Below are 23,433 nucleotides of genomic sequence, written 5' to 3'. Positions count from 1 at the left end.
GAGCCAGCAACAGCAACTCATAGCAATAGCCCACCACTACCTCAAAAAAGAAAAGCACAGCGAAAAAAGAAGGGCAGCCTAAATGGCTGCCCTTCCTCACATTCACAAAATCCGTTAAAATCCGCGCTAATCCGTGGTCTTAGACGTCCAGCTTGGCGTATTTGGCGTTGCGCTCGATAAAGTCGCGGCGCGGGGCCACCTCGTCGCCCATCAGCATCGAGAACAGGTGGTCGGCATCGGCGGCCGACTCTACCGTTACCTGCTTCAGCGTACGCGTCATGGGCTGCATGGTGGTGGTCCAGAGCTGCTCGGCGTTCATTTCACCGAGGCCTTTATAGCGCTGCACGTTCACCGTTTCGGGCTTGCCGCGTCCGAGGTCGGCCTGGGCGGCGATGCGCTCCTCTTCGTTCCAGCAGTAACGCTCCTCCTTGCCGCGCTTCACGAGGTAGAGCGGCGGCTGGGCGATGTAGATGTAACCCCGGTCCACCAGCTCGCGCATGTAGCGGAAAAAGAAGGTCAGAATCAGGGTACGGATGTGCGAGCCATCGATATCAGCGTCGGTCATGATGATGACCTTGTGGTAGCGCAGCTTGCTGAAGTTCAGCGGCCCCGATTCGGTACCGTCATCATCGGTCGTAAATGCCAGCGACTTGCGCTCGTTGAAGCTCACGCCCAACGCCGTAATCATGTTCTTGATTTCCTCGTTCTCCAGAATGCGGTGCTCCTGGGCTTTCTCCACGTTCAGGATTTTACCGCGCAGCGGCAGAATGGCCTGAAACGCCCGGTTGCGGCCCTGCTTGGCCGTGCCCCCGGCCGAATCTCCTTCGACGAGGTACAGCTCGCAGATTTCGGGGTCCGACTCCGAGCAGTCGGCCAGCTTGCCGGGCAGGCTGTTGCTGCTCAGCACACCCTTGCGCTGCACCATGTCCTTGGCCTTGCGGGCGGCGATGCGGGCCTTGGCGGCCAGAATCACCTTCTCCATAATGCGATTGGCCTGGTTGGGGTTCTCATCGAGGTACTGGGTGAGGATTTCACCCACTACCGAGTTCACCGCGCCGCTCACCTCGGAGTTACCGAGCTTGGTTTTGGTCTGGCCCTCAAACTGGGGCTCCTGCACTTTCACCGAGATAACGGCTGTGAGCCCCTCGCGGAAGTCATCGCCGGTAATCTCAACCTTGGCTTTTTCGAACAGCTTGTTCTTGTCGCCGTAGGTTTTCAGCACCCGCGTCACCGCCGAGCGGAAGCCCGCTACGTGCGTGCCACCCTCAATGGTATTGATGTTGTTGACGTAGGAATAGACGTTTTCCTGGTACGAGGTATTATACTGCAGGGCCACTTCTACGGGCGTGCCGCCCTTCTCACTCTCCACGTAAATGGGCTCCGAAAGCAGCGACGGCCGCTGCTCGCCGTCGAGGTACTGCACGAAGTCGCGCAGGCCGCCGGTCGAGTAAAACTCTTCGCCGCGAAACGCGCCACCCTCCAGCTTCTCGCGGCGGTCGATGAGCGTGATGCGGATGCCTTTGTTGAGGTACGAGAGGTCACGCAGGCGCGAAGCCACCGTATCATAACGGTATTCGGTTTCGGTGAAGATGCTGGCGTCCGGCAGGAACTGCACTTCCGTGCCGTGCTCGTCGGTATCGCCCACTTCCTTCACCGGGTACTGCGGAAAGCCAATTTTATACTCCTGCTCGTACATGTGGCCGTTGCGGCGCACGGTCACTTTCAGGTCGGTGCTGAGCGCGTTCACGCAGCTCACACCCACGCCATGCAGGCCGCCGGATACCTTGTAGGAGCCTTTGTCGAACTTGCCACCGGCATGCAGCACGGTCAGTACCACTTCCAGGGCCGACTTGCCTTCCTTGGCGTGCCAGTCTACGGGAATGCCACGGCCATTGTCGCGCACGGTCACCGAGTTATCCTCGTTGATGGTCACGTTAATCAGGTCGCAATGCCCGGCGAGGGCTTCGTCAATCGAGTTATCGACCACTTCCCACACTAGATGGTGCAGACCTTTCAGCCCGGTGTCGCCGATGTACATGCTGGGCCGCTTGCGCACGGCCTCCAATCCTTCGAGTACTTGAATGCTGTCGGCCGAATAATCCGACTGGGGAATCTTTGCTGTTGTTTCGCTCATGAGGGCGGGATTAAATCAGGTCATAAAACCGCCCCACGGGCGGCTAGGTACTGAACACTCAAAAGTACATATTTAATCCCATTTTGAGTATTTTTCGCGCCATTTATCCTCGGATTTTTTCATTTTCCCAGCCGCAGAAAACGAGTTTGCGGCCGGCTCTGACACAGCCGCTATGCGGGCACAAAAAAAGGGCCTTTCTCCGCGGAGAAAGGCCCTTTTTCAAAAGTAATCTGGCAGTTAGTCAATCATAACCTTCTGGGTAGCCAGGCCAGCATCCGTGCGGATTTGCAGGGTGTACACGCCGGTTTTCTCGCCACTCAGGTCGAGGCTGATTTTGCGCGCGCCGATGGCGGCCGCGTTCAGGGTCTGCGACTTCACCTGGCGGCCCAGGGCATCAGAAACGGTGAGCTGCGCGCCCGTTTTCAGCTCCGAACCCAGGTCCACGTTGAACACGCCGGAAGTACTGGGATTGGGGTATACGTTCAGCGCGCTCTGCAGGGCCGCGTTGCGGGTAGCCGTCACGGTGCGCGAGTATTTGTACACGCCGCCTGCGCCGTTGGGGTCGGTGTAGAGGCCGCCGTAGCCTACTACGTTATTAGCAGTAGCGCCGGGAATCAGGTCCATGCAGAAGAAATAGCCAGGAGCCGCCAGCGTTGTACCCGAAACGTTGAGGTTCGTCCAGTTCACGCCATCAGTGCTGATGGAAGTACCAAAGTCTTCCGGAACCTGATTGGTGGTAGGTAGGGGGAAACGCGCACCGGTGCTGTAGTAGGTATTACCCACGGCGTCAATGGCGTTGCGGAAGAAGCTGCCAGTGGCATTGTTGGCCGGCGTAATGGCCGTCCAGGTAGCGCCGCCGTCGCTGGTACGGGCCACGTTAAGTGCTGTGGCAGCAGCGCCACCACCCGGCGAGGTGTAGCCGAAAGCAATACCGTCGAGGTTGTTGCTCTTGAATGCCAGCTGCGACACCGCCCCCACGATGTTCGGAATGAGCCCCGAAGCCGTCCAGGTCACCCCGAAGTCGGTGGTTTTGAACACCCGCACCTGCGCGGCGTTGTTCGACGAGGCCAGCCCGGTCCACAGGGTGCCAGGAGCCGAATTTGAAGGAAAGAAGGCGCCTGCGTTGCCGTATTCGTTCGCCAGCGGGGCCGGCACGTTTGCCGTCACCCGAACCCAGTTCTCACCGCCATCGGTGGTACGCAGAATTTCAAACGCACTGCCGGCAGCCGAGGCTGGGTCGCCAAGCGAAACGCCCGTGGTAGCGTTGAACATGTGTACCCAATTGCAGAAAGTGCCGGCTCCCGTAAACTGCGTAGACGTAGTTTTCTTAACCCAGGTCTGGCCACCGTTGGTGGTCTTCACAATCTCGCCGCCGTAAGTGGTAGCACCATCAAAAGTGGAGCCCGGAAAGGCGCAGGCGACTGCAGTAGTGGCACTAATACCAGAAACATTACCGACTGTGGCACTTTTAGTCGGGCCACTGGTCACCGAAATATCGCCCCAGTCGAACTGGTCACCCGCGGTATTGTTGCTGCGGATAAAATTCCTTGGAATGGAAGCCGGAGCACCGGTGGCCACCCTATCAGAGGTTACTCCCCACACCACGGTTGCCGAGAGTGTGCTGAGGTCAACGATGTTAGACTGAGTCAGGATGTTGCTGGTGGGAGCATTGACAAGCGTCCAGGGGGCCTGCGCATTGGCGTGACCGGCAAATCCGAGCAGGCCCAAAAAGAGTAGTGATTTTTTCATGGAAACGGGGTGAAAATTGAGGGGATTAAAGAGGGTAAAAACGGGTAGCTGAGGCAAACAAGTAACTACGCGTAGGCAGTTACACATCAAATGAAGTGTTTGTTTTCGGGGTCCAAGATAAGAAACGTTGTCGATTTCACCGCATAAGTAACGGATGAGCTTAGGGAAAACCGGCGTTGGCAGGGTCCTTCCGGATGCACTTGCGGGGCGTCGTTGCCGTGGTCAGCTTTCGGACTGAGGCTATGGACCGGAAATGCAAAAGGCCCTCCCCGGGATGGGGAAGGCCTTGTACAGTGGCCCCGTTTGGATTCGAACCAAAGACCGACTACTTAGAAGGTAGTTGCTCTATCCAGCTGAGCTACGGGGTCGAAACGGGGCAAAAAAATGTCGGGGTGGCAGGATTCGAACCTACGACCTCCTGGTCCCAAACCAGGCGCGATACCGGGCTACGCTACACCCCGAAAAAAAATAATGCTGAGTTAAAAAAACGACTTATTGGGTGGAGCCCCAACGAGCTGCTTTCGCAACCCAACATTATAGTGGAGAAGGGGGGATTCGAACCCCCGGTAACCTTTAGAGCTACGGCAGTTTAGCAAACTACTGGTTTCAGCCACTCACCCACTTCTCCGGCTGTTGTTTTCGCTTCCGTCTGAAGCGGGTGCAAATATACGGGCAGAACTGAAAGAGCCATGCTTTTATTAAAAAAAATCTGTGCGCAGCGAAAAGCACCAGGCGCGGCGCGGCCCCCTTCCCCAACTAAATCAGGCCGTTGGACTCCTGATTTGGACTGGTTGCTTATTGCAGAAAAATGAGCGGCCCGGCCGGGCGTAGTAATATTGGTGCTCATTTTGACCAAACGTGCTAACCTGGGCTTATCCTGATTTTGTAGCGGCAATGCTGGTCCTAGCCCTGGTGCTGGGTCTGCTGGGCTGGCACTGGCGGCGGGGTGGCCGGCTGGCCCACCTGCTGGGCAGCCGGCCGCGCCATCGCGGCTGGAAGGCCGTGCTGCGCCTGGTAGCGGGTGGGCTGCTGCTGGCGGCCGGCCTGGGGCCGTCGCTGGGCGTGAGCCAGCGCCCGGTGCGCACCGCCGGAAAAGACGTGTGGCTGCTGGTGGATGTGTCGCGCTCGATGGATGCCACCGATGTGGCCCCCACCCGCCTGCTACGCGCCCAGGCCGAGCTGCAGGACCTGGTGGCGCAGTTCCCGGCCGACCGGCTGGGGCTGGTGGTATTCGGGGCGGAGGCGGTGGTGCAGTGCCCCCTCACGTATGACCAGGCGGCTGTGCAAACCTTTATTGCGACGCTGCGCACCAGCCTACTGCCCGCCGGCCCCACCACGCTACAGGCACCGCTGGAGCTGCTGTTGAGCCGCCTGACGGTGGCCCCCAGCGCCGGCAGTCCTGCCCCACCCCGGGCCACGGCCCTGGTAGTGGTGAGCGACGGCGAGGACTTTGGCGAGAACCTGGAGCCGACGCTGCGGGCCCTGGGCCGCACCGGGGCCCGGGTATACACGGTAGGCGTGGGCACGGCGGCGGGGGGCAAAATCCCGAAGAGCAATGGCAGCTTCGTGGTAGATGGCCGGGGCCGGGCCGTGCAAACCCGCCTGCGCGAAGGCCCGCTGCTGCAGCTGGCGGCCCGAACCGGCGGGCAATATGCAGAACTGACCAACCAGCAGAACGGATTTGGGCCGCTGCTGCGCTCGTTGCAGGCCATGCAGGGCACGGCAGAACAGGTACGCACAGTGGCCGTGGCCGACAACCGCTACCGGTATCCGCTGGCGGCGGCGCTGCTGCTGCTGGCGCTGGAAGTACTACTCACCGTCACCATTATCCGGCCATGAAATACGCGGTGCTATTACTACTCGTGCTGGGCGGCCCGGCGTGGCACCTGCTGACGGGCGTGCGCGACCGGAACGTGGCCGTGGCCGACGCCACGGCTGCCTACACCCGCGGAAATGCGGCGCGTGCGGCGCAGGAATTTGCGGCGGCCATGGCGGCCCAACGCCAGAAAAGCCCGGACCCGCGCCTGGTGCTCAACTTAGCCCACGCCCAAGTGCTGGCCAGCCAGCCGGGGGCCGCGCAGGCTACCTATGGGCGTTTGCTGGTGGGCACGCCGGCCCGCCTGGGCAGCATTGCGCGGCAGCAGCTGGCCGTGCTGGCGGCCCAGCGGGGCGAGCTGGCGCAGGCCCTGAACCTGTTGCGGCAGGCGCTGCTGCTGGACCCCACCAATGCCGGGGCGCGGTTCGATTATGAAACAGTGAGCGACTACCTGACGCACCGGCCCAATAGTCCGCAGATTCCGGCCCCGCCCAAAACACCGGCTCCCGCCAAGCCCAAGGACTCGCCCGAAAAGGATTCGACGGAGAAAAACAAGCCGGCTGAGAAAACCGGCACCGACCGTAAAGGCGAAATTGATGACAATAAGCCGGCCCCGCCCTCCCCGACCGCGCCCCAGGCCAGCCGGCCCAACGCGGCCGGCCAGCCGGACAACCAACGCCCCGCCGAAAGCCCCGGCAACGCGGCCAATGGCGGCCGCGCCCCCGGTGCCGGCCCGGCGCAGCCCGTGGCAAGCGGCACCACGCCCGGCACCCAGAGGGGGCTGGACCGCACCAGCGCCACGGCCGGGCCAGCAGCTGGGAGCCGCAGCAACCGCCCCGGCGCTGACGCTGCCACGGCCGCCGACCTCAGCCTGCAAACCCAGCGCGAACGGTTGCAGGCCATGAGCCTGAGCCCCGCGCAGGCTCGCCAGCTGCTGGAAACGCTGCGGGCGCAGGAGCAACAGTATTTGCAGCAGCTCACGCACCCGGCCACGCAGAAGCCCGACCCCAGTAAGCCAACGTGGTGACCCTTTCTAAGCATCCATTATCAGGGAAGTCAATAAACTTGTCCCGAAATAGCAGCACGTCATGCAGAGCATTATCCAGTCCTATTCAGGAACAAGTCCAATTGCTATCGCAACTCACGGCGGCTAACAGCTGTTAGGCAGGCCACTGGTCGGGGCGTTTGAAATACGTACTTTTGCGGCCTGATTCAACATCCCACCCCCCAACCCTTTCATTTTCCTCATTATGCAGATTAAAGAAGTTGTCATTATCTCGGCGGTTCGCACGCCGATTGGCTCATTTGGCGGCGTTCTGTCGTCGCTGTCGGCCACGGAGCTGGGTGCTATTGCCCTGAAGGGCGCGCTCGACAAGGCCGGTGTGGCCGGCTCGGAAGTGAACCAGGTAATTATGGGCAACGTGATTTCGGCCAATCTGGGCCAGGCTCCGGCCCGCCAGGCGGCCAAGAAAGCCGGCCTGCCCGATACCGTAGAGTGCACGACCGTGAACAAGGTGTGCGCCTCGGGCTCGAAAGCCATTATGATGGGCGCCCAGAGCATTATGCTGGGGCAGTCGGACGTGGTGCTGGCCGGTGGCATGGAGAGCATGAGCAACGTGCCCTACTACCTCGACAAGGCGCGTTTTGGGGCTAAGTATGGCCATGGCCAGATGATTGACGGCCTCGTGCGCGACGGCCTGTGGGACCCGTACAACGACTATGCTATGGGCAACGCAGCCGAGAACACGGCCAAGGAGATGGGCATCACCCGCGAGCAGCAGGATGCTTTTGCCATTGAAAGCTACACCCGCAGCGCCGCCGCCGCCAAGGCCGGTAAGAAGAAGGACGAGATTGTGCCCGTTACCATTGAGAGCCGGGGCAAAACCACGGTGATTGAGGACGACGAGGAGTACCTGAAGGTCGATTTTGCAAAAATGCCCGGCCTGAAACCGGCCTTTATTAAAGAAGGCGGCACCGTGACGGCTGCCAACGCTTCGACGCTGAACGACGGTGCCGCCGCCGTACTGCTGATGAGCCGCGAGAAAGCCGACGAGCTGGGCCTCACGCCGATTGGCCGGATTTTGGGCTTCGCCGATGCTGAGCAGGCGCCGGAGTGGTTCACGACTTCGCCCTCGCTGGCCATTCCGAAGGCGCTGAAAAACGCCGGTAAGACGGCCGCCGATGTGGATTTCTACGAAATCAACGAAGCCTTCTCGGTGGTGAGCCTGGCCAATAACCAGCTGCTGAACCTGGACGGCGGCAAGGTGAACAAGTACGGCGGGGCCGTGAGCCTGGGCCACCCGCTGGGCGCTTCGGGCGCCCGCATTGTGACCACGCTGATGAACGTGCTGAAGAACGAAGGCGGCAAAATCGGCGTGACGGGCATTTGCAACGGTGGCGGCGGTGCCAGCGCCATTGTGGTCGAATCACTGATTTAACCTAATTAACCGTGATTACGCTGATTTTTTGTTCTGGCGTGAGCTGTCGGATGTAGGATAATTGACTGCTGAAAGAGCCACTCCAAATGGAGTGGCTCTTTCTTTGATATGTGAAGGAAACGGCCTGAAGCAAACGAAATGCTTGCGGTTCGCCGTTAACAACCTGCGGTTAATCAGTGAAATCATGGTTAATCAGCGAAAATCAGTGATTTATGAAATACCTGTTGCCTTTTTTTCTGCTGCTTGTAGCATTTCCTTCTCATGGCCAGCGGCTGCGCCGGCTTATCACCTACTTCGACTCGACCAAAGTGTACAAGCGCGAGGTGTACACGGCCTTAGTGGCAGCCGATACGGTGCCGCAAGGCTCGTACAAGCGCTTTTACCGCACCGGGAAGCTGGAGCAGCAAACCAGCTTCCGGCAGGGCAAGCGGGACTCGGCCTACGTGGAATTCCACCCGAGCGGCACGCGGCGGCTGGAAGCTACGTACCGCGACGGGGTTCGGCAGGGGCCGTTCACCACCTATTACGACGATGGCAAGCCGGCCCAGACGGGTTTCTTTGTGGACGACGAGCCTAATGGTGAGCTGACCTATTTCCACCCCGATGGCTCCATCCGGCTGAAAACCACTTTGGTGAAGGGCCAGCCCAACGGCGCGCTGCGGGCCGTGTACCCCGACGGCAAGGTGCAGGCCGAAGTGAACTACGACAGCGGCCAGCCCAACGGCGCGGTGAAATTTTACTACCCCAACGGCGTGGTGCAGAGCGAGGGCGTGTTTACGCGCGGACTGCTGTCGGGACCCTACATCACGCGCTACCCGAACAACCAGATTGAGGTGGAGGTGCTGGCCGACAAAAACGGCCGGGGCCGCTACCGCAGCTACTACCAAAGCGGCAAGCTGCAGACGGAGAGCACCTACGCCCCCGCCCCGCTGGCCCAGCGCCCGGTGAAAAACCAGCTCGGCGACGACCTGACCAAGCGCGTGATGCCGCCCACCGGCACCACCGCCCTCGACGGCCCGGCCACCAGCTACTTCGAGAGCGGCCAGGTAAAAAGCAAACTCACCTACCGCACCGGCACCCCCACGGGCAAGGGCGTTGAGTACTTCGTGAGCGGCAATCCGCACGAGGAAACGGACTACAACAACGGTGGCCGGGACCGCAAAGTAGTGCGCTATCAGGATGCTGCCGGTAAGGTGGTGCAGGCCGAGGAGCAGTTCAAAAACAACCGCCCCGCCGGTACCTGGCGCGACTACTACCCCGACGGCAAGGCCGTGCGCAAAGCCGAAACCTATGGCCCCAGCGGCCGCCTGGTGGGCGACCGGCTTACCTACTTCGAGAATGGCCAGGTGCAGACCCGCCAACCGTATCTGAACGGCTTTTTGGGCGGCGTGGGTCAGGAATACTTCCCTTCGGGCAAGCTGCGCAAGGAAACCACCTACGTGCGCAGTCAGATTCAGGGCGCGTTCAAGGAATACCGGGAGGATGGCACCCTGGCCGTGAGCGGCCTATACCGCAACAGCCGCCAAAGCGGTGTGTGGACGTATTTTAAGGAAGACGGCACCACCGTGGACCGCACCGTGACCTACCGCAACGGCCAGCTGGTAACCGACCCCATCAGACAACCCAAAGCCAAACCCCGCCCCCCGCTGAAGCGGAAGTAGTTTTAGGCAAAAAGAAGGTCATGCAGAGTGTAGCGAAGCATCTTGCCCGCCGCTACTAACTCTTTTATTGCGATTGGACTACTTACTGCGGGCAAGATGCTGCGCGCTGCATGACATTTGTTTGACTGCTTATTGAAAGCCTCAACCTACTGGTTGAGGCTTTTTTATTCGCTGGATTGGATTTCAAGCCGCTCAGGCAACCGTCGGAAGCAACCCCGCATCTAGCTTTCCGAACCCCATTCCCCCACCATTGCCCTCGTGGCCGGTACGCCAAAATTATTTATTTGGCGCTTACAATCTGAATTTCAGCTGGTAACAATTTCGAAAGCTTTGCTTATCATAAATTTATTTCACCAGTACCTTGCGTTGCAAAGTACCTGCTTTACATTTGTTCCATACACTGCCTAGTAGCTGCCGTCAGCGTGTACCAAAGACGGCCCGCTACTTGGCGATGATTCTCACTCACCGGAGATTTGGGCCCCGGACCCCTCACTCTCCAGCGGAACCGCGGCCGCTGCCAGACCTGAGCCGCCCCTCGCCCGACCTCAACTTTTCGCTGCACCACCATGAAAACCCTTTTCACTCCGCTCGCTACGTTCGCTTTTAGCCGCCTGCTGCTGGGCACGGCCACGCTGCTACTGCTGCCCCTGGGGGCCGCGCTGGCCCAAACCGCCGGCCCCGGCCGCGTGAGCGGCAGCCTGGTGGAAGCCGGCACCGGCCAGGCCGTACCCTTCTCCGATGTGCTGCTGCTCCGCTCGGCCGATTCTACCTTCGTGGCCGTGGCCCAGGCCACCGAGCAGGGCACTTTTAAAGCCGCTTCGCTGCCGCTGGGCACCTACCTGCTGCGGGTGCAGGACTTGAACTACGGCGTGCTGCGCCGCCGCTTCACGCTCACGACCGCCGCGCCTTCGCTGGAACTTACCGGCCTGAAAATGAGTGCGGCCACCGCTACCAAGCTAAGCGAAGTGGTGGTAACGGGCGAGAAAGCCGCCGTGGTAGAAGAGCTAGGCAAGCGCATCATCAACGTGGAAAAGGACCTGGGCAGCGTGGGCGGCACGGCGGCCAACGTACTCCAGAACGTGCCCTCAGTGAGCGTGGACGTGAACGGCACGGTATCGATGCGCGGCACGTCCAACGTAACCATTCTCATTGATGGCAAGCCGGCAGGCGTGAGCAATGGCGGCACTGGCGGCCCCCGCCTCGACCAGATTCCGGCCTCGCGCATTACCCAGATTGAGGTGATTACCAACCCCTCGGCCAAGTACGACGCGGCCGGTGGCGGCGGCGTTATCAACCTGATTACCAAAAAAGAAACCCGCAGCGGCACCAACGGCACGGCCGCCTTCAACCTGGGCACCGCCGACAAATACAGCGGCAGCCTGAGCCTGAGCCGGAAAGTGGGCAAAGCCACCTGGACGGCCGGCTACGACGGCCGCGACGTGACCTACCGCAGCCACGGCCACAGCGAGCAAACCGCCCTGCTCGGCCCCGCCGAAACCATCCGCACCACCCAGGTGGGCGCGGGCAATGAGATTCACCGCAACCACTCGCTGCGGGCCGGCGTGGAACTGGAGCTGCCCAAAAACCAAACCCTGAGCCTGAACGTGAGCCCCGGCACCGAGCGCAACTTGGAAGGCGAAAGCCAGGACCTGACCCAGCAAACCAACAACGGGCCGGTGCAAAAAACCATTGGCCGCCAGGACCTCGACGTAAAAGTAAAAATCCTGGAAGCTGACGGCAACTACCGCCGCACCTGGGACGCCCACAAGGGCCGCGAGCTCACGGCCAACTTCGGCAATGTGCTGATTGACGCCAACGTGCCAGTGGTGCAGCGGCAGTACGCTGAGGCCGGCTCGGGGAGTGTGCCGCAGCCCGGCACCCGGCAGCTGCTCAAGCTCCTGGCCAATATTCAGTACGGGCAGGTGGACTACGTGCACCCGCTGGCTGATGGCAAGGGCCGCCTCGAAGTAGGGGCCAAAGTAGAGCATCAGGGCAATAACGGCAGCAACAGCTTCGGCTACGCCGCCAGCGAAGCCCGCCCCGACGACTTCCAGAACGACCCCGCCCGCTCGCTCACCTACACCTCCAACCAGGTGGTGCCCGCTGCTTACGTGACCGTGCAGCATAGCTTGGGCAAGAAGTGGAATGCCCAGGCCGGTCTGCGCTCCGAGTACACCTTCTTGAGCGGCAGCATTGAGGGCGGCGAGGGCATTGCCCAGCGCGGCAGCCTCCGCCAGGATTACCTGAGCTTTTTCCCCTCGGCCCTCATCAGCCGGGAGCTGGGCAAGGAAGCCGGCCAGAACCGCCTGCAGCTGAGCTACGCCCGCCGCCTCAACCGCCCCAACTTTATGCAGCAGTTGCCACTGGCCATTTACCAGGACCCGCGCAGCTACCGCCTCGGCAACCCGCGCTTACAGGCCGAATTCAGCAACAACATTGAGCTGGGCCACCAGCTTACCATTGGGCAGGCCACCATTACCAGCACCGCGTTTGCCCGTATCACCACCAATTCCATTCAGCGCCTGCGCTTTGTGGATACCCTGGCTACCCGCCTGGCCGGAGCCGGCGCGGGCCTCATCACCGCCGAGACCTACGACAACCTGGGCACTACCACCAACCTCGGGGCCGAGTTCAGCCTCAACCAGCCCCTGGCCAAGTGGTGGCGCCTGAATGCCAGCACCAGCCTCTACCGCGCCCAGTTGGCCGGCAACGGCATTGCCAACAACCGCACGGCCTTCATCGCCACGGCCCGCCTCACCAACAATTTCACCATCCGCCCCACCCTCGATGTGCAGCTGAGCGGCAACGTACGCTCGGCCCAGCTCACGGCCCAGGGCCGGCAGCTGGCCTCCGGGCAGCTTGATATTGCCCTGCGCCAGCGCCTGTTCTCCGACCGTGCCGCCCTCACCCTGCGCATCGCCGACCTGCTGAACACCCAGCAGTACCGCAACGAAATTGCCACCGATGCGCTGAGCAGCTACCGCTACAGCAAGGACGAAAGCCGTGTGGGCTGGCTGGGTTTCACCTGGTATATCGGCGCCAGCAAGGCCAAGCCCGACCGTATCGAGAGCGCGCCCCAGGGCGGCGGCGGCTTCGGCGGCTGAGTTTGACTTCTTTGATTGCCACCCCGCTTTTCTCACCTGCTTCATTTCTGCAAAATGCCCCGTCGTCGGTTTGGTCCGGCGGCGGGGTTTTGTGTTTTGTTGAATGATGTAGGGGCGGGGCTTGTCCCCGCCCATCGTTGAACGATTTCGCTTGTCCGATTACCTTTCGGAAAGCAACGACGGGCGGGGACAAGCCCCGCCCCTATATCGTGCGGGATTACCACGCACGTTCGCGCAGCCCCTACCTTTGCCCCGTTATGCAAAAACCGAGTATTCCCAAGGGCACCCGCGACTTTGGCCCCGCGCAGGTGGCGCGCCGCCGCCATATTTTCAACGTAATCCGCCGCACGTTCGAGTCGTTTGGCTTTGCGCCGCTGGAAACGCCGACGCTGGAGAACTTGTCGGTACTGACGGGCAAGTACGGCGACGAGGGCGACCAGCTCCTGTTTAAAGTTCTGAACTCCGGCGATTTCGCCAAGGACGTGACCGCCGAGGACCTCGCCACCGGCTCGAAAGCCCTGCTGCCCAAAGTGGCCGAAAAAGGCCTGCGCTACGACCTCACCGTGCCCTTCGCCCGCTACGTGGCCATGAACCGGGGCACCCTCACCTTTCCCTTCAAGCGCTACCAGATGCAGCCCGTGTGGCGCGCCGACCGCCCCCAGCGGGGCCGCTACCGCGAGTTTTACCAGTGCGATGCCGACGTGGTGGGCACCGACTCGCTGCTCTGCGAAGCCGAAATCGTGCTCATGATGGCCCAGGTGCTGGGCGGCCTCGGCCTGCACGATTTCACCATCAAAATCAACCATCGGGGCGTGCTGCGCAATATTTACCAGGCGCTGGGCGGCGAGGGCCGCGAGACGGATTTGTTCGTGGCGATTGACAAGCTCGATAAAATCGGGCGCGACGGCGTGAGCAAGGAGTTGCTGGAGCGCGGCTTTTCGGAGCCCACCATCGAAACGCTGTTTGCCCTGCTGAGCGTGGAGGGCACCTACGAGGAGAAGCTACAACGCCTGCTGGCCGGCTTCGTGACGGCCGGCGTGGAGCCCGATGGCGCCCGCCCCAACGCCGCCGACGAAGACATTACCGCCAACTACCGGGGCCTGACGGAGCTGGCCGAAGTACGCGACCTGCTAGTGGCGTCCGGCTTCAAGCAGTTCGACCGGCTCGAATTTGACCCCACCCTGGCGCGGGGCCTCTCCTACTACACGGGCTGCATTTTCGAAGTCAAAATCAACAACGTGCAAATGGGCAGCGTGAGCGGCGGCGGCCGCTACGACAACCTCACCGGCAGCTTCGGCCTGCCGGGCGTGTCGGGCGTGGGCTTCTCGTTTGGCGTGGACCGGCTCTACGACTGCCTGGAAGCGCTGGACCTGTTCACTGCGACCGGCGAAACGCCCACCCGCTGCCTAATCACCCATTTCGACGTGGCCAGTGGCCGGGCCGCGCTGCCTCTGCTGGCGCAATTGCGCGCCGCTGGCATTCCCAGCGAGCTATACCCCGATGCCAAGAAGCTGGGCGTGCAGTTTAAATACGCCGATGCCAAGGGTATTCCCTTGGTCATCATCATGGGACCCGAGGAAATAGCGGCCGGCGTGGTGAAGGTAAAAATCATGCAGAGTGGCGAGGAAAAGCTGCTGCCTCTGGGCGAAGTGGTAGCGGCCCTGACGGTAGAGTAGCCGGAGCTTGCAATGAACGACAAACTCCCCTCCTTTTTCAAGGAGGGGAAATTTTCGCGTCAGCGAAAATTGGGGTGGCAAAGTCGTTGAACGATGGACCAGCGACTAACGCCCGCATCGTTTCGCCATCGTTCAACGGAGGGCACCACCCCCGTTTTCGCTGCGCGAAAACTCCCCTCCTTAAAAAAGGAGGGGAGTTTTTTTCGTTCTTTGCGGCCCCCAACTTCACCACCCACCCACTCTAAATGCCCACCCACACCATATCGCCCGCACAGCCCCTCACCCTGGCCGCGCTGGCCAAACTCATCGCCGACGGTCGCCCCGTAGCCCTCGGCGACGACGCCCGCCAGCAAATCGCCGCCTGCCACGACTACCTGCACCAGCGCCTGGCCCACGACGACCAGCCGATTTACGGCATCAATACCGGCTTCGGCTCGCTGTATAATGTGAGCATCGCGCCCCAGGAGCGTGCTCAGCTGCAAGTCAACCTAATGATGTCGCACGCCTGCGGCACCGGGGCCGAAGTACCGCAGAACCTCGTGCGCCTCATGCTTTTCCTCAAGGCCCAGAGCCTGAGCTACGGCCATAGCGGCGTGCAAACCGCCACCGTCGAGCGCCTCGTGGCCATGTACAACCGCGAGATGCTGCCCGTGGTGTACGAGCAGGGCAGCCTCGGGGCCTCCGGCGACCTGGCCCCGCTGGCCCACCTCTGCCTGCCCCTGCTGGGCCTGGGCGAAGTAAATTACCAGGGCTACCGCCTCAGCGCCGAAGACGCCATGAGCCTTTTCAGCTGGGAGCCGCTGGCCTTGCAAGCCAAGGAAGGCCTGGCCCTACTCAATGGCACCCAGTTTATGCTGGCCTACGCCGTGGATGGCGTGCTGCGCGCCCAGCGCCTGGCGGCGGCCGCCGATGTTATCGGGGCGCTTTCGCTAGAAGCTTTTGGGGGCTGCTCCGCCCCGTTCAATGAGCATTTGCACCGCATCCGGCCCCACGCGGGGCAGATGCTGGTGGCCAGGCGGCTGCGCGAGCTGCTGGCTGGCTCCGAGCTGCAAACCCAGCCCCGCCGGGCCGTGCAGGACCCCTACTCCTTCCGCTGCCAGCCGCAGGTGCACGGCGCGAGCCGCGACGCGCTGGCCTACGTGGCGCAGGTAGTCGAAACCGAGTGCAACTCCGTGACCGACAACCCCAACATCTTCCCCGACGAAGACCTGATTATCAGCGGCGGCAACTTCCACGGCCAGCCGCTGGCCCTGGCCCTCGACCACCTGGCCCTGGCCGTGACCGAGCTGGGCAGCATCTCGGAACGAAGGACCTACCAGCTGATTTCGGGCCAGCGCGGCCTGCCGCAATACCTCGTGGCCGAGCCCGGCCTGAATTCCGGCCTGATGATTCCGCAGTACACCGCCGCCGGCATCGTGAGCCAGAACAAGCAGCTCTGCACCCCCGCCTCAGTGGATAGCATTGTGAGTAGCAACGGTCAGGAAGACCACGTGAGCATGGGTGCCAACGCTGCCACCAAGGCCCGCCGCGTCATCGAAAACGTGGAGCAGGTGCTCGGTATTGAATTAATGACGGCCGTGCAGGCGCTGGCCTTCCGGCGCCCCGGCCGCAGCTCCGAAGCCCTGGAGCGCGTGGTGGAAGCCTTCGGGCAGGAAGTTAAATTTGTGGTGCGCGACCGGGTCCTGTACCCGGATTTGCACAAAGCCGCCGCCTTCGTCCGTAAGTTTGACTGGCAGTAAATACCGCGCCCGGGTTGCTGGGAAAGTGCTGTCGGCCAGGAATCATTTCTGACCGACAGCACTGGCTATGCCGGCGCGGGCGCGCTACTGCTTCATCCCGCGTTGTGAAGGCCACCCGATAAGGACGCTTGAAGCCGATAAACCATGAAGCTGCTGAACCGCTATTTCTTACTGTTACTGCTATGCCTGCCGGGCCACCTGGCCTGGAGCCAGTGCGAGACCATTCCTAATGACCCCACGGCCTTCGTTGCTCTCAATGGTAACCTCGTACCAGTAGAGTCTTTTTGTGTGGGTCAGCCAGTCACTTTCCTGCATCGCGACCAAAATGCCGACCCCAAGGTGCTCAGCTACGGCGTGTTGCGGGGTTCAGGAGTCACGTTTGGCAGCTCCACGCCACGCTGCTTCCCGCCCAACTACCTGCCCTATAGCTACACCCCCACGCTGGCCGACGTGGGCATGGTGACAGTATCAGAGCTGAATAACGTAATTGGCAATCCGATTTATTACTTCCGCGTTTACCGCGTCTACGACACGCCGCCTCCCGCCTTCACGGTTGCGCCCTGCCCCACCGGCCAGGCGCTGGTCACCATCACCGACGCGGCTTACGATACTTACAGCTACACTTTTCAAACGCCCACCGGCACTATTGGGCCAAGCCCGATTACCCGTGCGCCAAGCGTCATTTCCGTGCCGGCCGGGGCCACTGCCATCACCCTCATCGGCAAATACACCACCAACGGGTTGTGCGAAAGCCGGCCCTCAGTGCAGCCCCTTACGCTGGCAACGGCCATGGTTCCGGCCCTAACCAGTCTCACCCTCAGCGGCCCGCTACCCGGCGGCGCGGCCACGCTGGCCGTAGGCAATTTGCCCCTCGGCTACCGCTATACCTTGCAGGTCGATACCGGCAACGGCTTCCAGAACGTGCCGAGCGTGCCCGTGCCGCCGGGTAGCACCAGCCTGAGCGTGCCCGGCGCGGCGACTGGCCGCTACCGCATCGCCCGCAACGACTACTGCGGCACCAGCCCCGCCACCTCGCCCGCCATCGGCACGCTGAGCCTGACCGGCGCATCGGCCCGCAACCGCAACCAGCTGCTGCTAACCGACGCCGGCAGCCCCGGCACCAGCTACACCGTCACCCGCAACGGCACCGCCATTACGACCGTGGTGACCATCAGCGGGGGGCTGGAGGATACAGATGTGCTCTGCGGCAGCAGGTACACCTACGTAGTAACGGCCACCCAGCCGGGCGGCGGGGTCGCGGTTTCCAATTCGGTTGCCATCACCACGGTTTCAGCCCTGCCGCCGGCGCAGCCCCGGCTGGTGGCCAGCTTCAACCTCAATAATGTGGTAGTGCTGACGCCCGTGCTGACCATGCCGGCCCTGCCCGCCGGGGGTTCGCTCCGCTACAGTCGGACGGTCGGCAGCGGCGCGCCCACCGATTTCGGTACCGCCACCTCGCTGCGGGCACCCCGCGATTCCACCGAGCTGGCCCAGCTCAAAGCCAACCCGCCCTGCTACACCGTCATCCTGGCAGATGTGTGCGGCAATACTTCGCCCGCCAGCCCGGCCACCTGCCCGGCCATCCTCTTGGCCAGCGCCGCCGACCCCGACGGCAGCACCGCCGCCCTCACCTGGACGGCCTTCACCGGCCCCAGCCCCACCATTCCGGCCACCTACACCCTCCAGCGCCTCGCCGCCGACGGCTCCGTGCTGAGCACCCTGGCCCTGACGGGCACCAGCTACACCGACCTCACCCCGCCCACCGATCGGCAGGTGGTGCGCTACCGTCTGCAAATCGGCGGCGCGGGGCTGCCGGCCGGCACCTTCAGCTATTCCAATCTGGCCAGCGTCACGCGGCAGCTCACGCTCACCATTCCCACCGCCTTCACGCCCAACGGCGACGGGCTGAACGATGTGCTCGAAGTGAAGGGCAAGTACCTGAATAACTACACCTTCGTGGTAGTGGACCGCAACGGCCAGGAAGTATTCCGGGGCACCCGGCGCAGCGAAACCTGGGATGGCACCATCAAGGGCCACGCCCCGGTGCTGGGGGCCTACGTGTGGCGTTTTCAACAGAATAACGAAGACGGCAAGCCTTTTTCGGCCACGGGGACGATTACTATTCTAAAATAATACGCCATTCGGCCACCACTTTTACGGGTAATTTTAGCCGATAATAATAGGATGAGGCATCCTTTTCGGCCCAACCGCTGTTCACTAGCAACGGACAAACAATAACTGACAACTAGCAATATGGCATTCGACATCACCGGCATGATGGGCAAAGTGAAAGAGCTGCAGGACAAGATGCAGCAGGCCCAACAGGAAATCCAGCACATCACGGCCACGGGCGAAGCCGGCGGCGGCCTCGTGCGCGCCACGGCCAACGGCCACCGCAAAATCCTCAAGCTCGAAATCGACGAATCGCTCCTCACCCCGCAGGACCGCGACATGCTGGCCGACCTCGTGGTAGCCGCCGTGAACAAGGCCCTCGACGAAGCCGCCGAGCTGGCCCGCCAGGAGCTCCAGCGCAAAACCAGTGGCCTGATGCCCAACGTGCCCGGCCTCGATTTGAGCGGTTTTGGGGCCTAATACTGCGGCCCCGGCCGGCGCCGGCGCCGACGTGGCCATCGTCATCCTGAACTGGAACGGGGCGGGCTTTCTCGCCCGTTTCCTTCCCGGCGTGCTCGCCCATGCCGACGGTGCCCGCGTGATAGTGGCCGATAACGCCTCTACCGATGACTCTATAGAGCTGCTGGCCCGCAATTTCCCGACCGTGGAGCTGCTGCTGCTCGACCGCAACTGGGGCTTCTGCGAGGGCTACAACCAGGCGTTGGCGCAGGTCGACAGCCCGTTTTTCGTGCTACTGAACTCCGATGTGGAAGTCACCCTGGGCTGGCTGCGCCCCCTGCGCAGCTTGCTCGAAGCCAACCCGCGCATCGCCGCCGTACAGCCCAAAATCCTGGCTCACGCCGACCCTACACTGTTTGAGTACGCGGGAGCCGGCGGCGGCTACCTCGACCGCCTGGCCTACCCCTTCTGCCGGGGCCGCCTCTTCGACACCCTCGAAAAGGACCTGGGCCAGTACGACGCCCCCCGCCCGGTAGCCTGGGCCAGCGGGGCCTGCCTCATGGTGCGCCGCGCTGCCTGGCAAGCCCTCGGCGGCCTGGAGCCGGCCTTTTTTGCGCACATGGAGGAAATCGACTTCTGCTGGCGCCTTCAGAATGCGGGCCACGAAGTCTGGTATCACGGCGGCAGCGCCGTGCAGCACGTCGGCGGCGGCACGCTGCACAAATCCAACCCCCGCAAAACGTATTTAAACTTCCGCAACGGCCTGGCGCTGCTCTATAAAAACGCCGCCCCGGGCGAACTGTATGGCCCCATGTTCCAGCGCCTTGTGCTGGATGGCGTGGCAGGCCTGCGATTTTTATTGAGCGGGGAGGTGGGCGATTTCTGGGCCGTACTGCGGGCGCATTTCAGCTTCTATGGCAGCTTTGGCTACTGGCGCAAGAAGCGGCAAGCCGCCCGGCCGCACCTGCGGGTTCGGGATAGGGCCGGGGTATATGATGGCAGTTTGGTCTGGGCGTATTTTGCCAAGGGCAAACGGCGGTTCAGCGAATTAGGGCTGAAATAAAATGATACTGCCCCAGCCTAAACGAGTTAAGCTGGGGCAGTGTCATTTTATTTCAATCCAGTAATTACAAATCCCAAACCGTGCTGCGTTGCTGGCGCATGGCGCGCCGCACATTCATCCAGAAAGCCCCGGCGAAATAAAGCACGATGGGCGAGCCAAACGTGAAAAACGAGGCATACACGAACGACAGCCGGACGCTGCGGGTACTGAAGCCCCATTTCCCGGCCAGGGCCGAGCAAAGGCCGAAAGACTGCGTTTCGAGGTAGTCGGTGAAGCGTTTCATGGGCGGTAACGGCTAGCGAAAAACAGTTTCTCTGGGCTAAGATAAGGCATTGGGAGGGTAAAGGCAACAGGTCCGGTGTAATTTCGCCCCTCAGAATCTGACTAATTTCAGACTTCTACGTTTGTAAGGGCGGTTTTTGTCTTTCCACCTCAGGTGTTTTAATGCGTAATCTTTTGCGGCCAGTGGCCCACGGGCTGCTGGCAGCCACCGTATTTTTCTCGGCCTGCACCCTGCCCCGAGTGCTGAAGCAGGCCGAAGCCGGGCGTACCGTGGTGGCCCGCCCCGCCGTGCTCACGGCCTCCGGCGAGGCCGTGCCCTTTGCGGTAGAAGCCCGCGTACCGGCCAACCACCTGCAAAAAGGCGTGGCCTACGAGCTGCTGCTGCGCTACCGCTACGAGCACGGCCTGCGCGAGGACACCCTCGGCCGCATCACCTTCACGTCGGGCAACTTCGTGTACGACGATGAAAACAAAGGCCAGCTCCTCGCCACCCAGAAGTTCACCCTGCCCAATACGCCCGGCCGCAACCCCGGCGAGCTGCTGGCCCACGCCCAGGTACGTGAGCTGAAAAAGAACGGCAAAATTCTTCGCGCCCCTAGCGATGTGCGCGTGGCCCGCGGCATCGCCGACCCCGCCCGCCTGGTAGTCCGCGAGGACACCGCCCTGACCCTGCTGCCAGAGCGCGCCAGCAACAACATGAGCGGCACCCGCGTGCTGCCCTTCTTTTTCGATGAAGACAAGTGGTTTATCCGGGGCTACCTGGGTACCAACGTGGCCGCCCTCGAAGACCTGATTGATGCCAACCAGCACACAAAACAGGTGCTCATCATCGCGGGCCACTCGCCCGACTCTACCGATGCCCACAACCGCCTGTTGGCCAGCAAGCGCGTCCGAATGTTGCTCTACTACTACAAGCAGCGGGTTAAAAACTTCTCGTATCTCAATAATAACGAGGAGATTCGCTACGACACGCTGGCCTACGTGCGCAAGTGGGATACCTTCCTCCAGAAAGTCACGACCTCGGCCCTGAAAGCCGACCAGATTGACTCCGTCGTCACCCTAATCAACGACACCAAGGGCACCTTCGAGCAGAAGGAAAAGGCCCTGCACCGGCTCACTTCCTTCGATTACATCGAGCAGTACATCTATCCGGTACTGCGTTTCGGCACCGTGGCCGTGAGCTACACCGCCCCAAAACGCTACGATTCGGAAGTGTACCTGCTCTCGAAAAAGATTGTGGAGAAGCAGGTCGAAACCGATGCCCTCACGCCCGAGGAGCTGCGGTATTCGGCCACGCTCACGCCACTGCTGGCTGAAAAACAGCGTATTTATGAAGTATCGGCCGCGAATACCAACAGCTGGGAAGCCTTCCACAACCTGGGCGTGGTGCTGCTGATGCGCGCCGAAAAGGAGCCCACCGATAAAATTCAGAAGGCCTATTACCGCCGGGCGGCCGTCAACTTCACGCTAGCCGCCCATCGCAATCCCACGGCCGAGTTCTTCTACCACGCCGCCACCGCCTACCACCGCGCCGGCGACCGCCTCGAAGCCCTCCAGAACTACGACTACGCCATTAAGCTGGGCGGCCCGCGCCCGCTGCTGCGCAAAATCTTCTCCGACCGCGCCGCCCTGGAAATCGAAGTCGGCCAGCCCGACGAGGCCCTGCGCAGCCTCCAATACGCCGGCCCCAGCTACCAGAACGCCCTCAACCGCGCCCTCATCGAAGTGGGCCGCGAGCACTACGAGCTGGCCCAGGAACAATATCAGCTGGCCCAAGCCCTGCGCCCCACGGCCGCCGCGCCCATCTACGGCCTGGCCGTGGTGGCCGCCCGCCAGAAAAACGAAGCCGCCGTGGGCACCTTCCTCAAGCAGGCCGTGGCCCTCGACCGCAGCTACGCCCAGCGCGCCGTGGAAGACCTGGATTTTCAGGACTATGCGCAGGGCAAGGTATTTCGGGAGGCGTTGCGGTAGCGCCGTTCTGCCGACTTTTTAGCCCGCAGAAGGCGCCGAGGGTTGCGCAGAGGTCGCCGAACGTTCAGCGACCTCTGCGCAACCCTCGGCGCCTTCTGCGGGCTAATGTTCTTAGGGGCCGTTGCCCGTCCGCCGCACCTGTTGTAGCTTTGCCAAACGGCCCAATTGCGGCTTTACCCTAAAGAAAACCATGCGTCAAATTCAATTCCGTGAGGCCTTGCGCGAGGCCCTGTCCGAGGAAATGCGCCGCGACCCGCGGGTGTTCCTAATGGGCGAAGAAGTGGCCGAGTACAACGGCGCCTACAAAGTAAGCCAGGGCATGCTCGACGAGTTCGGCCCCGAACGCGTGATTGATACCCCGATTGCTGAGCTGGGTTTTGCCGGCATCGGCGTGGGCGCGGCGGCCAACGGGCTGATTCCCGTCATTGAATTCATGACCTTCAACTTCTCGTTGGTGGCTATCGACCAGGTGATTAACTCGGCCGCCAAACTGTATTCGATGTCGGGCGGGCAGTACTCCTGCCCCATCGTGTTCCGTGGCCCGACGGGCAACGCCGGCATGCTCAGCAGCCAGCACTCGCAGAATTTCGAGAACTGGTTTGCCAATACGCCCGGCCTGAAAGTAGTGATTCCCTCGAATCCTTACGACGCCAAAGGCCTGCTGAAATCGGCCATTCGCGACCCCGACCCCGTGATTTTCATGGAGTCGGAGCTGATGTATGGCGACAAGGGCGAAGTACCCGAGGAAGAGTACCTGCTCGAAATCGGCAAAGCCAACATCGTGCGCCAGGGCAAGCACGTAACGCTGGTGAGCTTCGGCAAGATGATGAAAATCGCCTACACCGCCGCCGATGAGCTGGCCAAGGAAGGCATTGAAGCCGAAGTAATCGACCTGCGCTCGGTGCGCCCGATTGACTACGACACGCTGGTGAACTCGGTGAAGAAAACCAACCGCATGGTGGTTATCGAAGAAGCCTGGCCGCTGGCCAGCATCTCGGGCGAGTTGGCCTACATCGTGCAGCGCCGCGCCTTCGACTACCTCGACGCGCCCGTTATCCGCATCACCTGCGCCGACGTGCCCCTGCCCTACGCCCCCACCCTCATCGAAGCCTCGCTACCCAACGTGGCCCGCGTGGTGAAAGCCGTGAAGGAAGTAACTTACGCCAAAGTGTAGGGTTGAATTATGGAAATTGGAAGGCCCCGTCAGCGAAAGCTGGCGGGGCCTTTTT

Annotated in this window: 15 protein-coding genes and 3 tRNA genes; 12 read left to right on the top strand and 6 right to left on the bottom strand. The window is 61.8% G+C overall.

What is annotated here, in order from left to right; genetic code table 11:
• Positions 1 to 139: 139 nt before the first annotated feature.
• The 5 genes from gyrB to KQ661_RS11845 all read right to left on the bottom strand — a co-directional run bounded on the left by gyrB (position 140) and on the right by KQ661_RS11845 (position 4,511).
• Positions 140 to 2,134: a DNA topoisomerase (ATP-hydrolyzing) subunit B gene (gene gyrB / locus KQ661_RS11865; RefSeq protein ID WP_216688550.1), complete on the bottom strand. Its 1,995-nt coding sequence runs from the start codon at positions 2,132 to 2,134 to the stop codon at positions 140 to 142.
• Between the two features lie 237 nt (positions 2,135 to 2,371).
• Positions 2,372 to 3,883, bottom strand: a complete 1,512-nt coding sequence (locus tag KQ661_RS11860; RefSeq protein ID WP_216727135.1) for a T9SS type A sorting domain-containing protein — start codon at positions 3,881 to 3,883, stop codon at positions 2,372 to 2,374.
• 294 nt (positions 3,884 to 4,177) lie between these two features.
• Positions 4,178 to 4,251 (bottom strand) — tRNA-Arg (locus KQ661_RS11855).
• 19 nt (positions 4,252 to 4,270) lie between these two features.
• Positions 4,271 to 4,344, bottom strand: a tRNA-Pro gene (locus KQ661_RS11850).
• Positions 4,345 to 4,423: 79 nt separating this feature from the next.
• Positions 4,424 to 4,511 (bottom strand) — tRNA-Ser (locus tag KQ661_RS11845).
• Between the two features lie 266 nt (positions 4,512 to 4,777).
• On the opposite strand from KQ661_RS11845, the gene KQ661_RS11840 reads away from it, so the two are divergent.
• From KQ661_RS11840 to KQ661_RS11795, 10 genes are all read left to right on the top strand, one after another.
• Positions 4,778 to 5,722 carry a VWA domain-containing protein gene (locus tag KQ661_RS11840; RefSeq protein WP_216688548.1) on the top strand — a complete coding sequence of 315 codons (945 nt, stop codon included), beginning with the start codon at positions 4,778 to 4,780 and terminating at the stop codon, positions 5,720 to 5,722.
• Positions 5,719 to 6,726: a hypothetical protein gene (locus tag KQ661_RS11835; RefSeq protein ID WP_216727134.1), complete on the top strand. Its 1,008-nt coding sequence runs from the start codon at positions 5,719 to 5,721 to the stop codon at positions 6,724 to 6,726. The genes KQ661_RS11840 and KQ661_RS11835 overlap by 4 nt, the downstream gene beginning before the upstream one ends.
• A gap of 223 nt (positions 6,727 to 6,949) precedes the next feature.
• Positions 6,950 to 8,137, top strand: coding sequence for an acetyl-CoA C-acyltransferase (locus tag KQ661_RS11830; protein WP_216725964.1), 1,188 nt, complete (start codon positions 6,950 to 6,952; stop codon positions 8,135 to 8,137).
• 212 nt (positions 8,138 to 8,349) lie between these two features.
• Positions 8,350 to 9,798, top strand: a complete 1,449-nt coding sequence (locus KQ661_RS11825) for a toxin-antitoxin system YwqK family antitoxin (protein WP_216725963.1) — start codon at positions 8,350 to 8,352, stop codon at positions 9,796 to 9,798.
• 566 nt (positions 9,799 to 10,364) lie between these two features.
• On the top strand, positions 10,365 to 12,902 hold the full coding sequence (locus KQ661_RS11820; RefSeq protein WP_216727133.1) for a TonB-dependent receptor domain-containing protein: 2,538 nt from the start codon (positions 10,365 to 10,367) through the stop codon (positions 12,900 to 12,902).
• A 257-nt stretch (positions 12,903 to 13,159) separates the two neighbouring features.
• Positions 13,160 to 14,578 (top strand): histidine--tRNA ligase, encoded by a 1,419-nt coding sequence (gene hisS / locus KQ661_RS11815; RefSeq protein ID WP_216688543.1) that lies wholly within the window; start codon positions 13,160 to 13,162, stop codon positions 14,576 to 14,578.
• Between the two features lie 245 nt (positions 14,579 to 14,823).
• Positions 14,824 to 16,317: a histidine ammonia-lyase gene (hutH, locus tag KQ661_RS11810; protein ID WP_216727132.1), complete on the top strand. Its 1,494-nt coding sequence runs from the start codon at positions 14,824 to 14,826 to the stop codon at positions 16,315 to 16,317.
• A 144-nt stretch (positions 16,318 to 16,461) separates the two neighbouring features.
• Positions 16,462 to 18,450, top strand: coding sequence for a T9SS type B sorting domain-containing protein (locus KQ661_RS11805; RefSeq protein WP_216727131.1), 1,989 nt, complete (start codon positions 16,462 to 16,464; stop codon positions 18,448 to 18,450).
• 120 nt (positions 18,451 to 18,570) lie between these two features.
• Positions 18,571 to 18,909 (top strand): YbaB/EbfC family nucleoid-associated protein, encoded by a 339-nt coding sequence (locus tag KQ661_RS11800; protein WP_168674222.1) that lies wholly within the window; start codon positions 18,571 to 18,573, stop codon positions 18,907 to 18,909.
• A complete protein-coding gene (locus KQ661_RS11795) occupies positions 18,899 to 19,951 on the top strand; it encodes a glycosyltransferase family 2 protein (protein WP_235726967.1) in 1,053 nt (350 codons plus the stop codon). The genes KQ661_RS11800 and KQ661_RS11795 overlap by 11 nt, the downstream gene beginning before the upstream one ends.
• Positions 19,952 to 20,015: 64 nt before the next feature.
• Here the strand turns inward: KQ661_RS11795 and KQ661_RS11790 are convergent, their stop codons facing one another.
• Entirely contained in the window at positions 20,016 to 20,234 is a 219-nt protein-coding gene (locus tag KQ661_RS11790; protein ID WP_168674221.1) for a PspC domain-containing protein, read from the bottom strand.
• 161 nt (positions 20,235 to 20,395) lie between these two features.
• On the opposite strand from KQ661_RS11790, the gene KQ661_RS11785 reads away from it, so the two are divergent.
• Positions 20,396 to 22,204, top strand: a complete 1,809-nt coding sequence (locus tag KQ661_RS11785) for a tetratricopeptide repeat protein (protein ID WP_216727130.1) — start codon at positions 20,396 to 20,398, stop codon at positions 22,202 to 22,204.
• Between the two features lie 190 nt (positions 22,205 to 22,394).
• Complete coding sequence (locus KQ661_RS11780) at positions 22,395 to 23,378, top strand: pyruvate dehydrogenase complex E1 component subunit beta (protein ID WP_216688539.1); 984 nt, start codon at positions 22,395 to 22,397, stop codon at positions 23,376 to 23,378.
• Positions 23,379 to 23,433: the final 55 nt, after the last annotated feature.

The sequence above is a fragment of the Hymenobacter siberiensis genome (assembly GCF_018967845.1).
Taxonomy (GTDB): domain Bacteria; phylum Bacteroidota; class Bacteroidia; order Cytophagales; family Hymenobacteraceae; genus Hymenobacter; species Hymenobacter siberiensis.
The sequence above is the reverse complement of the archived record's forward strand: the minus strand, read 5'-3'. Positions and strand labels throughout refer to the sequence as shown.